Source organism: Enterobacter cloacae complex sp. SYL003 (assembly GCF_049236925.1).
Taxonomy (GTDB): Bacteria; Pseudomonadota; Gammaproteobacteria; order Enterobacterales; family Enterobacteriaceae; genus Enterobacter; species Enterobacter intestinihominis.
The window spans coordinates 75,623-89,421 of record NZ_JBMKJK010000012.1 but is presented as its reverse complement, the minus strand read 5'-3'; the positions used below and the strand labels follow the sequence as shown (position 1 = coordinate 89,421).

General features: G+C 56.8%; 11 protein-coding genes. 5 read left to right on the top strand and 6 right to left on the bottom strand.

Translation table 11 applies throughout. The annotated features are described in order from the left end of the window. Positions 1–93 precede the first annotated feature (93 nt). Both mfd and ACOT1A_RS16190 read right to left on the bottom strand, forming a co-directional pair. A complete protein-coding gene (gene mfd / locus ACOT1A_RS16195) occupies positions 94–3,540 on the bottom strand; it encodes a transcription-repair coupling factor (protein WP_032624473.1) in 3,447 nt (1,148 codons plus the stop codon). A gap of 145 nt (positions 3,541–3,685) precedes the next feature. Continuing rightward, complete coding sequence (locus tag ACOT1A_RS16190; protein ID WP_022647756.1) at positions 3,686–4,759, bottom strand: acyltransferase family protein; 1,074 nt, start codon at positions 4,757–4,759, stop codon at positions 3,686–3,688. A gap of 256 nt (positions 4,760–5,015) precedes the next feature. Here ACOT1A_RS16190 and lolC point away from each other — a divergent pair, with 256 nt between their 5' ends. The 5 genes from lolC to cobB are packed head-to-tail and all read left to right on the top strand — an operon-like array spanning position 5,016 to position 9,955. Then, positions 5,016–6,215: a lipoprotein-releasing ABC transporter permease subunit LolC gene (gene lolC / locus ACOT1A_RS16185; RefSeq protein ID WP_017384712.1), complete on the top strand. Its 1,200-nt coding sequence runs from the start codon at positions 5,016–5,018 to the stop codon at positions 6,213–6,215. Further along, complete coding sequence (lolD, locus tag ACOT1A_RS16180; RefSeq protein ID WP_032624471.1) at positions 6,208–6,909, top strand: lipoprotein-releasing ABC transporter ATP-binding protein LolD; 702 nt, start codon at positions 6,208–6,210, stop codon at positions 6,907–6,909. Before lolC ends, lolD begins: the two co-directional genes overlap by 8 nt. Beyond that, positions 6,909–8,153, top strand: coding sequence for a lipoprotein-releasing ABC transporter permease subunit LolE (gene lolE / locus ACOT1A_RS16175; RefSeq protein ID WP_022647758.1), 1,245 nt, complete (start codon positions 6,909–6,911; stop codon positions 8,151–8,153). Before lolD ends, lolE begins: the two co-directional genes overlap by 1 nt. A 54-nt stretch (positions 8,154–8,207) precedes the next feature. Further along, the gene (gene nagK / locus ACOT1A_RS16170) at positions 8,208–9,119 is read left to right on the top strand and encodes an N-acetylglucosamine kinase (protein WP_023299807.1); all 912 of its coding nucleotides are present in this window, start codon (positions 8,208–8,210) and stop codon (positions 9,117–9,119) included. Positions 9,120–9,133: 14 nt separating this feature from the next. Further along, complete coding sequence (cobB, locus tag ACOT1A_RS16165) at positions 9,134–9,955, top strand: Sir2 family NAD+-dependent deacetylase (protein ID WP_022647760.1); 822 nt, start codon at positions 9,134–9,136, stop codon at positions 9,953–9,955. Between the two features lie 34 nt (positions 9,956–9,989). Here the strand turns inward: cobB and potD are convergent, their stop codons facing one another. From potD to potA, 4 genes are read right to left on the bottom strand one after another with little or no spacing between them, the layout of a single operon-like run. Then, positions 9,990–11,024 carry a spermidine/putrescine ABC transporter substrate-binding protein PotD gene (gene potD / locus ACOT1A_RS16160; protein WP_022647761.1) on the bottom strand — a complete coding sequence of 345 codons (1,035 nt, stop codon included), beginning with the start codon at positions 11,022–11,024 and terminating at the stop codon, positions 9,990–9,992. Next, positions 11,021–11,812, bottom strand: a complete 792-nt coding sequence (gene potC / locus ACOT1A_RS16155; protein ID WP_015570805.1) for a spermidine/putrescine ABC transporter permease PotC — start codon at positions 11,810–11,812, stop codon at positions 11,021–11,023. The genes potD and potC overlap by 4 nt, the downstream gene beginning before the upstream one ends. Continuing rightward, positions 11,809–12,666 (bottom strand): spermidine/putrescine ABC transporter permease PotB, encoded by an 858-nt coding sequence (gene potB, locus ACOT1A_RS16150; protein WP_108367738.1) that lies wholly within the window; start codon positions 12,664–12,666, stop codon positions 11,809–11,811. Before potB ends, potC begins: the two co-directional genes overlap by 4 nt. Continuing rightward, complete coding sequence (potA, locus tag ACOT1A_RS16145; protein ID WP_276170117.1) at positions 12,650–13,798, bottom strand: spermidine/putrescine ABC transporter ATP-binding protein PotA; 1,149 nt, start codon at positions 13,796–13,798, stop codon at positions 12,650–12,652. The genes potB and potA overlap by 17 nt, the downstream gene beginning before the upstream one ends. Between the last annotated feature and the right edge of the window lies 1 nt (position 13,799).

The following is a 13,799-nucleotide window of genomic DNA, read 5'->3' as shown; positions in this document are numbered from 1 at the left end:
TAATTATGGCGAATGTATGGTCGGGAAGATCGGGCGAAGTGCAAAGAGTTTGTAAATTGTCCCCCACCAGCCGGGCGCTGGCGGGGGAAACCGTTATGCGATGGCGTTCTCTTCCAACTGACGCATAAAGTTACGCACCCAGTCCATGCGGATTTTACGTTCCGTCAGATCCTGAGTAAATTTCAGACGCGTCGGGCCATCAAGACGGAAATGCTGCGGCTGTTTTTGCAGAAGGCCAATCAGCCACATCGGATCGACGTGGTTCTTCTCGGCAAACTCAATTACGCCGCCTTTCTCGTTGCCTTCAAGCTTGCGAATGCCCAGCTTCTGCGCCTGCTGACGCAGGCGGGCAATATCCAGCAGGTTGCGCGCCGCATCGGGCAATATCCCAAAACGGTCAATCAGTTCGACTTTAATCTCTTCCAGCTCGCCTTCGCTTTTCGCGCTGGCAATACGTTTGTAGAACGACAGACGGGTATTCACGTCAGGAATAAAATCATCCGGCAACAGGGAAGGCATGCGCAGTTCCACTTCGGTCTGCTGGCTGGTGAGATCTTCCAGAGACGGTTCACGTCCGGCTTTAAGCGCGTCGACGGCATTTTCCAGCAGCTCCATATACAGAGAAAAACCGATGGTTTCCATGGAGCCGCTCTGGTCTTCACCCAACAACTCACCGGCGCCGCGGATCTCCAGGTCGTGCGTCGCCAGCGCAAAGCCAGCACCCAGATCTTCCAGCGAGGCGATAGCTTCCAGACGCTTTTGCGCGTCGGTGGTCATCGCCTTCGGATGCGGCGTCAGCAGCCACGCGTAGGCCTGATGGTGCGAACGCCCGACGCGCCCGCGCAGCTGATGCAACTGGGCCAGGCCGAAGTGATCCGCGCGTTCGATGATGATGGTGTTCGCCGTCGGAATGTCGATCCCGGTCTCAATGATGGTGGTACATACCAGCACGTTGAAACGCTGATGGTGGAAGTCGTTCATCACCCGCTCCAGCTCGCGCTCGCGCATCTGGCCGTGACCAATGGCGATGCGCGCTTCCGGCACCAGCTCTGCCAGCCTGTCGGCGGCTTTCTGAATGTTTTCAACGTCGTTATACAGGTAATATACCTGGCCGCCGCGCAGCACTTCACGCAGGATCGCCTCGCGAACCACCAGATTGTCGTACTCGCGAACAAAGGTTTTCACCGCCAGACGGCGCGCCGGCGGGGTGGCAATAATCGACAGATCGCGCATGCCGCTCATCGCCATATTCAGGGTGCGCGGGATCGGCGTGGCGGTCAGGGTCAGAATGTCGACGTCGGCGCGCATCGCTTTGATGCGCTCTTTGTGGCGCACCCCAAAGCGGTGCTCTTCATCGACGATCAGCAGCCCCAGATCTTTCCACTTCACGTCGCTTTGCAGCAGCTTGTGGGTGCCGATCAGAATGTCAATTTTGCCTTCGCTTGCCTGTTCCAGGATTTGCGTCTGCTCTTTGGCGCTGCGGAAACGCGACAGCATCTCAATGCGTACCGGCCAGTTGGCGAAGCGGTCGCGGAAGTTGTCGAAGTGCTGCTGGGCGAGGAGGGTAGTCGGCACCAGCACCGCCACCTGCTTGTTGTTTTCCACCGCCAGGAAAGCGGCACGCATTGCTACCTCGGTTTTACCGAAGCCCACGTCGCCGCAGACTAAGCGATCCATCGCCAGCGGCTGGCACATGTCGCTCAGCACGGCATTTATGGCCTGAGCCTGATCCGGCGTAGTTTCAAACGGGAAGCTGTCGCAGAACAGCTGGTACTGCTCTTTATCATGCTTAAACGCATAACCCTCTTTGGCCGCGCGCTGGGCGTAAATGTCCAGCAGCTCGGCGGCCACGTCGCGCACTTTTTCCGCCGCCTTCTGCCGCGCGCGTGACCAGGCGTCGCCGCCCAGCTTATGCAGCGGCGCGTTATCTTCCGCGCCACCGGCGTAGCGGCTGATAAGGTGCAGGGACGACACCGGCACGTACAGTTTGGCGTCGTTCGCGTAGGTCAGCATCAGGTATTCACCTTTGATGCCGCCTGCTTCGAGGGTGGTCATTCCCTGATAGCGACCCACACCGTGTTCCAGGTGAACGATCGGCTGACCGGGGTGCAGTTCGGCCAGGTTGCGGATCAGGGTGTCCGGGTTGATGGTGCGACGGCTGTCCTGACGACGGCGCGCCACGCGCTCGCCCAGCAGGTCGCTTTCACAAATCAAGGCCAGGTTATTGAGCGTATCAATAAATCCGTGTTCGGCGGAGCCGATCATCAGGTAACGACCATTTCCGGTCGCTTCGCTCAGGCGATGAATGCGCTTCGGTGCAACTTTGATCCGCCCTAGTAGTTCGCCCAGCGCTTCACGACGACCCTCACTCTCAACGGAGAACACCACTGGCCCGGTGAAGGAATCAAGAAACTTGCGCAGGTTATCGAGCGGGGATTTCTGCTGCGCCTGGACGGCCAGATCGGGCAGCGTCCGGAACGCGAGATTGGTGTTCGCCGCCTTATCGGCAAGCGAATCGGTTTTGAGCTGCATACGCGGCCAGCGTTTTAGCTCGGCGTTGAGCTCGTCGGTACGCAGCCACAGCATTTCCGGCGGCAGCAGCGGACGCATCGGGTCAACGCCCCGGTTTTCAAAGCGGGCGCGCGTTTCGCTTTCAAAGCGGCTGGCGCTGGCGTCGATATCCCCGGTGTTAACAATCAGCGTATTCGCCGGGAAGTAGCTGAACAGCGCCGGCAGCGGTTCGTTAAAGAACAGGGGCTGCCAGTACTCGATCCCGGCCGGAAGGGTGCCTTTGCTGACCTGCTGGTAGATATGTTCGGCATCACGTTTCACGTCGAACCTGTCGCGCCACTGGCTGCGGAACAGTTCGATGGCGGTTTTATCCGTCGGGAACTCATGGGCGGGCAGCAGATTAATGGAGTCCACTTCCTCCAGCGTGCGCTGGGTGTCGGCGTCGAACACGCGCAGGCTGTCGATCTCATCATCGAAGAAATCCAGACGATACGGCTGGTCGCTGCCCATTGGATAGAGATCCAGCAGCGCACCGCGCGTCGCGTATTCGCCGTGCTCCATCACCTGATCGACATGACGGTAACCGGCTCCGTCAAGCTGCACGCGCAGGGCATCGCGCGACAGGCGCTGGCCTTTTTTCATCACCAGCGCATGGCCGTGCAAATAGCTGTGCGGACAGACGCGCTGCATCAGGGTATTCACCGGCACAATCAGCACGCCGCGCTGCATGGTGGGGAGCTGATACAGCGTCGACAGGCGTGAGGAGATGATCTCCTGGTGCGGAGAGAAACTGTCGTAGGGAAGCGTTTCCCAGTCGGCCAGGCTGAATACCAGACTGTCGGTGAACTGACGAATTTCGTCGTGCAGGCGCAGGGCGTTTTGCATGTCCGGGGCAACCAGCACCACCGGCCCCGGATGGCGCTCGGCAATTTCCGCCACCAGCGTGGCGCAGGCCGCGCCTGTCAGTTCGCCCAGCTGGCGTTGGTCACCTGCTTTTACAGGCAAGGAAAAACGATAGTGTTCAGGCATGGCTATGTCAGGGTCTCTTGGGGATATACCAACAGTATTGGGGCATATCACTGATACGCAATGTCTTTATTATCCTCGATCGTTATGCATAAGCAAATCGTAACCGCACAAGAGGAAAAGTGCCCCCGGATGGGGGCAGGGTAGGTTAGCGGCTGGCGAGCTGTGGCGTAAGACGCGCGGGAGGGGAGAAGAAAAGGTCGCCAAAGAGGGCGGTCGAGAGCTTACGTGCGCCCAGTCCAACCAGCGTGCAGACGAGCAGGCTGACGAACGGATAGACCAGAATCAGCGTTAACTCCGCCCAGATCGGCCAGTACGCCGCATTCATTTCGCGAATCAGGAGCAGGCTAAACGCCTCAATTAAAATGCGGTGAGTGGTATAAATCGCGATGGTGTTTGAACCGATGACGTTCAGCAGATTATTGGGATGAACGGCATAACGCTGCTCGAAGCTGTAAAAGAGCTTCATGATGACCACGATCGACAGCAGTGAGAGCGGCAGAGGAACATTAGCGAACCACAGCACTACCGACACCGCGCCAGAGGCGATAAGTACCAGCCAGCTGCGGCGCAAATTCATCCCTTTCATCCACGTCATCAACTGCGCGCCGTACCATGCGCCGAGGCTGTAGTAGATCATGTTGCGCACCACGCTGTTCATTCCCCACCACGGTAAAGGCAGGAAGTTAATGGCGATGCTTGCCAGCGCCAGAAGCCCCAGCATCGGCAGTTTCCAGCGGCTCAGCAGTTTACAGAGCGTGAAGTAGACTACTAAGGCGTACAAGTACCACAGGCTGGTGCTGGCCGTGAGCATTCCCAGTACAAACCCTGAAACGGAATCGGCGTAGGCCGCATTGGATGCTGTCGCCAGTTCACGCTCGGGGGCGAGCCAGGCATTCAGATGGGTCAGCGCCTGCCATTGCAGGACGCCCCACAGGGCCAGCACCCAGACAATGCTCCAGATCCGCTTGTCGAGACTGGTGCGCCAGTTCACCTCGTCAATATATCGACGAATCAAATAGCCGGAGATGAAGAAAAACACCGGCATACGGAACGGTGCGAGGTAAAGATTAAAGTAGACCCAGCATTTGGCGAGCAGGCCCGATAACGGATGCTGTAGCCCGTCCAGGTGAGGATAAAAGGTGATCACCGAGTGGTAAATCACCACCAGGCAGATGCACAGCCCTTTTATCTGGTTAATCCATAATGCTTTTTGTTTCATTGTGCGTGACGACCTTGTTGCCATAAACGAAAGGTCGATTGTTGTAAAATGAAACCCCGATGTAACGGGTAACAGTCTGTATCAGGACGATTTTCGGAAAAGGTGGAGGCTGTATGGCGGAAGTTCAATCAGTAGCTTGATGATTTATCTGAATTTTTCGGAAAAATGATTACCGAATCTTACGGTTTCAGTCATTTACGCTTAGCGGATTCGCTTATATACTCGTGGGTCTGCTATCAGCAAACAGACGGATTTCATGTATCAACCTGTCGCACTCTTCATAGGCTTACGTTACATGCGTGGGCGCGCCGCGGACCGCTTCGGTCGCTTTGTCTCCTGGCTTTCGACTATTGGCATTACGCTTGGCGTGATGGCTCTGGTGACGGTGCTTTCCGTCATGAACGGCTTCGAGCGCGAGCTGCAAAACAATATCCTGGGGCTGATGCCGCAGGCCGTTCTCTCTTCCACTCAGGGCTCCGTTAACCCGCAACAGCTGCCGGAAAGCGCGGTGAAGTTACAGGGTGTCACGCGCGTTGCGCCCCTCACGACGGGCGATGTGGTGCTGCAAAGCGCCCGCAGCGTGGCGGTCGGGGTGATGCTGGGTATCGATCCGGCGCAAAAAGATCCGCTGACGCCGTTCCTGGTCAATGTGAAACAAACCGACCTGGAAGCGGGTAAATACAACGTCATCCTCGGTGAGCAGCTTGCCGGGCAGCTCGGGGTCAACCGTGGCGATCAACTGCGCGTGATGGTGCCCTCAGCCAGTCAGTTTACGCCGATGGGGCGTCTGCCAAGCCAGCGCCTGTTCAACGTGATTGGCACGTTTGCGGCGAACAGCGAAGTCGATGGTTACCAGATGCTGGTTAACATTCAGGACGCCTCGCGTCTGATGCGCTACCCGGCGGGAAATATCACCGGCTGGCGTCTGTGGCTTGATGCGCCGCTGAAGGTGGATACCCTTAGCCAGCAGACGCTACCGGAAGGAACGAAATGGCAGGACTGGCGCGACCGCAAAGGCGAACTGTTCCAGGCCGTGCGCATGGAGAAAAACATGATGGGGCTGCTGCTGAGCCTGATCGTGGCCGTTGCCGCGTTTAATATCATCACCTCGCTCGGGCTGATGGTGATGGAGAAGCAAGGCGAAGTCGCCATTCTGCAAACCCAGGGGCTGACGCCGCGCCAGATCATGGCGGTATTTATGGTCCAGGGCGCCAGCGCTGGCATCATCGGCGCGCTGCTCGGCGCGGCGCTGGGTGCGCTGCTCGCCAGCCAGCTCAACAATCTCATGCCGATTATCGGCGCGCTGCTTGATGGTGCGGCGCTGCCGGTGGCTATCGAGCCGCTCCAGGTGGTCGGTATTGCGCTGGCCGCGATGGCTATTGCGCTGCTCTCTACGCTTTATCCTTCCTGGCGGGCTGCCGCCACTCAACCCGCTGAGGCTTTACGTTATGAATAAGATCCTGTTGCAGTGCGACAACCTGTCCAAACGCTATCAGGAAGGCGCTGTGCAGACCGACGTGCTGCACAATGTGAGCTTTAGCGTGGGTGAAGGCGAGATGATGGCGATTGTCGGCAGCTCCGGCTCCGGCAAAAGTACGCTGCTGCACCTGCTGGGCGGGCTGGACACGCCAACCGAAGGCGATGTGATCTTCTCCGGTCAGCCGCTGAGTAAAATGTCGTCTACGGCGAAAGCCGAGCTGCGTAACCGTGAGCTGGGTTTTATCTATCAGTTCCACCACCTGCTGCCGGACTTTACGGCGCTGGAAAACGTCGCAATGCCGCTGCTGATTGGTAAAAAGAAACCCGCAGAAATCAATGCCCGCGCCAGCGACATGCTAAACGCGGTAGGGCTGGGTCATCGCGGGAATCATCGTCCGTCTGAGCTTTCCGGCGGCGAGCGTCAGCGTGTGGCCATCGCCCGTGCGCTGGTCAACAACCCGCGCCTGGTGCTGGCGGATGAACCGACAGGTAACCTCGATGCGCGTAACGCAGACAGCATTTTCCAGCTTCTCGGCGAACTGAACGCCGCGCAGGGAACCGCATTTCTGGTGGTCACGCACGATTTGCAGCTGGCTAAGCGGATGGGCCGTCAGCTGGAAATGCGCGACGGTCGTCTGAATGCAGAACTGACGCTGATGGGAGCGGAGTAATGGCTTCACCGTTATCGTTACTCATTGGGTTACGCTTTAGCCGCGGTCGTCGCCGGAGCGGGATGGTTTCCCTTATTTCCGTGATCTCCACCATCGGTATCGCCCTGGGCGTGGCGGTTCTAATCGTGGGCTTAAGCGCCATGAATGGCTTTGAGCGCGAACTGAATAACCGCATTCTGGCCGTTGTACCCCACGGTGAAATCGAGCCGGTTAACCAGCCGTGGTCCAGCTGGCGTGATGCCCTTAACAAAGTGGAAAAGGTACCCGGCATTGCGGCGGCTGCACCTTACATCAACTTTACCGGGCTGGTAGAGAGCGGGGTAAACCTGCGCGCCATTCAGGTGAAAGGGGTGAACCCACGTCAGGAGGAGCGTCTGAGCGCGCTGCCTCGCTATGTGCAAAATGGTGCATGGGCAAACTTTAAGGCTGGCGAACAGCAGATCATCATGGGCAAAGGCGTTGCCGATGCACTGAAGGTGAAGCAGGGCGACTGGGTCTCGATCATGATCCCGAACGCCAGCGCTGATCACAAATTGCAGCAGCCTAAGCGCGTGCGTCTGCACGTCACCGGTATTTTGCAGCTGAGCGGCCAGCTCGATCACAGCTTCGCGATGGTGCCGCTGGAAGATGCGCGCCAGTATCTGGATATGAGCGACAGCGTGACGGGCATTGCCATTAAGGTTAACGACGTTTTCAACGCCAATACACTGGTGCGTGACGCTGGCAGCGTGACCAATAACTATGTCTACATCAAAAGCTGGATCGGCACTTACGGGTATATGTACCGTGATATCCAGATGATCCGCGCGATTATGTATCTGGCGATGGTGCTGGTGATTGGCGTGGCGTGCTTTAATATCGTCTCTACGCTGGTCATGGCCGTTAAGGACAAGAGCGGCGACATTGCCGTGCTGCGTACCTTAGGGGCGAAAGACGGTCTTATTCGCGCCATCTTCGTCTGGTACGGTTTGCTGGCGGGGCTGTTTGGTAGCCTCTGCGGCGTGGTCATCGGCGTGGTGGTGTCTCTTCAGCTGACGCCGATTATCAACGGGATTGAGGCGCTTATCGGCCATCAATTCCTGTCAGGCGATATCTATTTTATTGACTTCCTGCCGTCTGAACTGCACTGGCTGGACGTCATTTATGTGCTGGTTACAGCACTTTTACTGAGTCTGCTGGCAAGCTGGTATCCGGCGCGTCGCGCAAGCCGAATTGATCCGGCGAGGGTATTAAGTGGCCAGTAATTTCGTCATGGTTTAGCGGTCTTTTGGCCGCTGAATCAAACAGAGGAATGCATCATGTATTACGGATTTGATATTGGCGGCACCAAGATTGCGCTCGGCGTGTTCGATAAAGACCTTAAGTTACAATGGGAAACCCGCGTGCCTACGCCGCGCGATAGCTACGATGAATTTTTAACCGCCATTGCCGCGCTGGTGGCGCAGGCGGATGAACGCTTTGGCGTCAAAGGCAGCGTCGGCATTGGTATACCGGGTATGCCCGAAACCGACGACGGCACGCTGTATGCCGCCAACGTTCCTGCTGCAAGCGGCAAACCCCTGCGTGCCGATCTTTCTGCTCTCCTTGAGCGCGACGTGCGCTTAGACAACGATGCCAACTGTTTTGCTCTCTCAGAGGCCTGGGACGACGAGTTTCGTCGCTATCCGTTGGTGATGGGGCTGATCCTCGGAACGGGCGTCGGTGGCGGGATTGTCATTAACGGCAAGCCCATTACAGGGCGCAGCTACATTACCGGAGAATTTGGTCATATCCGTCTGCCGGTGGATGCGCTGGACGTCGTTGGTCGTGATTTCCCGCTTACCCGCTGCGGCTGTGGTCAGCACGGCTGCATTGAGAGTTACCTTTCAGGGCGCGGGTTTGCATGGCTTTATGAACACTTCTATCATCAGAAACTTGAGGCCCCTCAAATCATTACGCTGTGGGAGCAGGGAGACGCGCAGGCGCGTGAGCACGTTGAGCGTTATCTTGATTTGCTGGCGGTGTGTCTGGGGAATATCCTGACCATCGTCGACCCGGATCTGCTGGTGATCGGGGGAGGGCTGTCAAATTTCACTGCGATTACGGAACAGCTGTCCGGGCGTTTGCCCCGACATTTATTGCCGGTCGCCCGCGTGCCGCGCATTGAGCGTGCGCGACACGGGGACGCAGGAGGCATGCGCGGAGCCGCATTCCTTCATCTCACCGATTAGTTTACGAGGTTACTATGCTGTCGCGTCGCCAGGGTCGACTCAGCCGTTTTCGCAAAAATAAACGCCGCTTACGTGAACGCCTGCGTCAGCGGATCTTTTTCAGAGACAGGATGATGCCAGAAGCGATGGATAAACCCAGAGTGGTGGTGTTGACCGGGGCGGGGATCTCCGCCGAATCCGGTATTCAGACCTTCCGCGCGGCGGACGGGCTGTGGGAAGAACACCGAGTAGAAGATGTGGCGACGCCGGAAGGTTTCGCCCGCGATCCGGCGCTGGTTCAGGCGTTTTACAACGCCCGCCGTCGCCAGCTTCAGCAGCCGGAGATTGCGCCAAACGCGGCGCACCTGGCGCTGGCAAAGCTGGAGGAGGCGCTGGGGGATCGTTTTCTGCTGGTGACGCAAAACATCGACAATCTTCATGAAAGAGCCGGAAACCACAACATCATTCACATGCACGGCGAACTGCTCAAGGTGCGGTGTGCATGGAGTGGGCAGGTGCTGGAGTGGAAAGAGGACGTGCTGGACGAAGACCGCTGCCACTGCTGTCAGTTCCCTTCGCGTCTGCGTCCCCATGTGGTCTGGTTTGGCGAAATGCCGCTGGGAATGGATGAGATCTACAGCGCCCTGGCCATGGCGGACGTCTTTATCGCCATTGGTACCTCAGGACATGTCTATCCTGCGGCGGGGTTTGTTCACGAAGCGCGACTGCAAGGTGCCCATACGGTGGAGCTTAATCTGGAGCCAAGCCAGGTCGGGAGTGAGTTTGAAGAGAAGCATTACGGTCTGGCCAGCGAGGTGGTACCAGCCTTTGTGGATAAACTCCTGAAGGGGCTATAAGGGTAACGGGCGACCTTGCGTCGCCCGTTGTGCATTAACGGCCTGCTTTTAGCTTCTGATAATACTCTTCATACAGGCGGCTCGCGTCACCGACGTCGTTCTGCCATTCCCCTTTGCTGATGGTTTCAGCGTCCGGATAAAGCGATTTATCATTCGCCACTTCAGGACTTAACAGCTTCCGCGCGGCCAGGTTTGGTGTCGGGTAACCAATAGTTTCCGCCACCTGTTTTGCCACATCCGGGCGCAGCAGGAAGTTAATCAGCTTCAGGGCGCCATCGACGTTTTTCGCATTAGCCGGGATCGCGAGGCTGTCCATCCAGAAGATGCCGCCCTCTTTCGGCCAGACCACCTCCAGCGGCGTACCGGCCTGACGCGCCACAAACGCAGAGCCATTCCAGACCATCCCCAGATTCACTTCACCTTCCATATACGGGTTAGCCGGGTTATCCGAGTTGAACGCTGCCACGTTTGGCATCAGCTTTTTCAGTTCGTTATACGCCGCTTCGATCTCTTTCGGATCGGTGGTGTTGCCGGAGTAGCCGAGTTTACGCAGCGCAATCTGGAACACTTCGCGCGCATCATCGGTTAACAGCAGGCTGCTTTTGTATTCCGGCTTCCACAGGTCAGCCCAGGATGAAACCGTTTTTGGATCAACGGCATCGCTGTTGACGCCAATTGCCGTCGCGCCCCAGATGTACGGAATGGAATAATCGTTGTTCGGGTCGAACGGCTTGTTTAGCATCTCAGGATCGAGGTTTGAAAAATTGGTTAGCTTCGTTTTATCGATCTTCTGGATCATGCCTTCTTTGCGCATCTTGTCGACGAAATAGGTCGACGGCACCACCAGGTCATACGCGCCATCTTTATAGGTTTTGAGCTTGGCGTACATGGTTTCATTCGACTCGTAGGTCGAATAGATCACCTTGATGCCCGTCTCTTTGGTGAACTGCTCTAGCAGGCCCGGCGGCACATACTCGGTCCAGTTGTAGAAATAGAGCGTTTTGCTGTCATCAGCATGCGCGGCACCCATTCCGAGCACCAGTGCCGCAGCGGCAAGCATTTTTTTCATTTCTGTGTCCCCTGAGATTTTGTTTTATCACGAGCAATAACCTGGCTGGCAATCACCAGAACCAGCGATAACACCAACAGAATAGTCGCCAGCGCGTTCACTTCGGGTGAAACACCGACTTTCACCATTGAGTAGATCTTCAACGGCAGAATTTCGTAGCTCGGCCCGGTGACGAAGGAGGACACGACCACGTCGTCCATCGACAGGGTAAAGCTGAGCAGCCATCCGGCTGCCACGGCAGGCATCGCCAGCGGCAGGATGATTTTGCGAAGAATGGTCATCTCGCTGGCTCCCAGATCCTTCGCCGCTTCCAGCATGCGTACATCGAATCCTTTCAGTCGCGCGTAGACGGTTACCACCACAAACGGCAGGCAGAAGGTGATATGCGAAAACAGCAGCGACCAGAAACCGAGCTGGACGCCCAGCAGCATAAACAGCACCAGCAGTGAAATGGCCATCACGATGTCCGGGGACATCATCACCACAAACAGCATACCGCTGACGAACGGCTTACCGCGAAAACGGTAGCGGTACAGCGCCACGGCGGTCAGCGAGCCAATCAGCGTCGCGAAGGTGGCAGAGAATACCGCCATCGTCAGCGAGTGCTGAGCGGCCTGTAGCAGGCTGTCATTGTTCATCAGCAGGCCATACCATTTGGTGGTAAACCCTTGCCAGTTGATCCCGAAGCGTGAACTGTTAAAGGAGTTCACGATCAAAATGATTATTGGAATATAGAGATAGGCATAAATGGCGGTCATAAAACCGCCGCGAAGCAGTCGACCGATCATTCCAGCTCCACCTTCTTGTTCAGCAGGCGTGAGGCACGCCAGTAAACCAGCAGCATCAGCCCCATTACCACCGTCAGCGTAATGCTGGTGGCCGAGCCGAACGGCCAGTCGCGGATGTTCAGGAACTGGCTCTTGATCACGTTGCCGATCAGCAGGTTTTTCGCCCCGCCCATCAGGTCCGACACGTAGAACAGGCCCATCGCAGGCAACATGACCAGCAGACATCCGGCAATAATGCCCGGCATGGTCAGCGGGATAATGATGCGGATAAAGGTTTGCAGCTTGCTGGCCCCCAGGTCTCTCGCGGCTTCCAGAAGTGGTTTATCAAGCTTTTCAATACTTGAGTAAAGCGGCATCACCATAAACGGCAGCAGGATATAGACCAGGCCGACGATCACCGCGCTCGGAGTGAACATAATGCGGATCGGCGTATCAATAACCCCAAGCCATAGCAGAAACTCGTTCAGATAACCTTTGGTGCTGAGGAAGATTTTCAGCCCGTAGATGCGGATCAACGAGTTGGTCCAGAATGGCACAATCAGTAAAAACAGCAGCAGCGGACGCACTTTTTGCGGCAGGCGAGCCAGGAACCACGCGAACGGATACCCCAGCACCAGACAGGCAACGGTGGCAATCAGCGCCATATTGAGCGAGTGCAGCAGCACGTCAAAGTAGAGCGGATCGAGCAGGCGTGCGTAGTTGTCCAGCGTAAAGACCATCGAGACGAAGTTCGCGTCGTCGCGGGTCAGGAAGCTGGTTACGATGATCATCAGGTTGGGAAGAAAGACAAACAACACAAGCCAACCGACGATCGTGGCAATCACCACATTCTGGAACTTACTTGTGTTCTTCATCAGCCAGTACAACCTCCCAGCTTTCTACCCAGTTGATGACCATCTTCTGATCCAGCGAGTGGTCGAAGTCCGGATCGTCCTCGTTGAAGAACTCACTAACCATCACCATTTTGCCGTTTTCCAGTTCCACAACGGATTCGAGGGTCATCCCTTTGTAGTTGCGTTCGCGAACGTAACCGATCAGACCTTCGGCGTCAGCCGTGTCGTGGATCTCATCGACGCGAAGATCTTCCGGGCGCAGCAGAACGTTGAGCCTTTGTCCCTTTTCCACGGCAAAGTTCACCGTGATGTTGCATTCGCGGCCTTCCACGTTGGCGAGTACGCGCTGCTCGTCCAGACGCTCAATCACCGAGGCGTTGAAAATATTGATTTCGCCAATGAAGCTGGCGACGAACAGGTTTTTCGGCTCCTCGTAAATTTCACGCGGCGTGCCGTCCTGCTCAATCTTGCCCTCACGCATCACCACGATACGGTCTGACATAGTCAGGGCTTCTTCCTGATCGTGAGTGACAAACACGAACGTGATGCCGAGCTTACGCTGAAGCGCTTTCAGCTCGTTCTGCATCTGCTTGCGCAGCTTGTAGTCCAGCGCGGAGAGGGATTCATCCAGCAGGAGCAGGCGTGGTTTGTTGACCACGGCGCGGGCAATAGCCACACGCTGCTGCTGACCACCAGAAAGTTGATGCGGCTTGCGCTGGGCGAATGCCTCCAGCTGCACCATGCGCAGGGCTTCGGTAACGCGCGGCGGGATCTCGCTGGCGGGTGTTTTTTGCATCCGCAGGCCAAACGCCACGTTCTCAAACACGGTCATGTGCGGGAACAGGGCATAGCTCTGAAAGACGGTATTGACGTGGCGATCTTCGGCAGGGACCTGGGTAATGTCCTGGTTCTCAAGATGGATATGGCCGCTATCGACGCTTTCCAGCCCGGCAATAAGGCGCAGGACGGTGGTTTTGCCGCAGCCGGAGGGGCCAAGCAGCGTGAGAAACTCACCGTCATTGATGGTCAGATTAAGATCGGAAATGACATCTTTGCCATCGAAACTTTTACGAATTCGTTCCAGTTGCACCAGCGGTGAAAGGGAACGGGGTTGTGTATTCAATTTTCGCGCTGTCCCATATAGACGCCTCAGG

Bases quoted from the DNA above. Each gene is read 5' to 3' on its own strand.
- mfd (WP_032624473.1), bottom strand. From the start codon at position 3,540: ATGCCTGAACACTATCGTTTTTCCTTGCCTGTAAAAGCAGGTGACCAA.
- ACOT1A_RS16190 (WP_022647756.1), bottom strand. From the start codon at position 4,759: ATGAAACAAAAAGCATTATGGATTAACCAGATAAAAGGGCTGTGCATC.
- lolC (WP_017384712.1), top strand. From the start codon at position 5,016: ATGTATCAACCTGTCGCACTCTTCATAGGCTTACGTTACATGCGTGGG.
- lolD (WP_032624471.1), top strand. From the start codon at position 6,208: ATGAATAAGATCCTGTTGCAGTGCGACAACCTGTCCAAACGCTATCAG.
- lolE (WP_022647758.1), top strand. From the start codon at position 6,909: ATGGCTTCACCGTTATCGTTACTCATTGGGTTACGCTTTAGCCGCGGT.
- nagK (WP_023299807.1), top strand. From the start codon at position 8,208: ATGTATTACGGATTTGATATTGGCGGCACCAAGATTGCGCTCGGCGTG.
- cobB (WP_022647760.1), top strand. From the start codon at position 9,134: ATGCTGTCGCGTCGCCAGGGTCGACTCAGCCGTTTTCGCAAAAATAAA.
- potD (WP_022647761.1), bottom strand. From the start codon at position 11,024: ATGAAAAAAATGCTTGCCGCTGCGGCACTGGTGCTCGGAATGGGTGCC.
- potC (WP_015570805.1), bottom strand. From the start codon at position 11,812: ATGATCGGTCGACTGCTTCGCGGCGGTTTTATGACCGCCATTTATGCC.
- potB (WP_108367738.1), bottom strand. From the start codon at position 12,666: ATGAAGAACACAAGTAAGTTCCAGAATGTGGTGATTGCCACGATCGTC.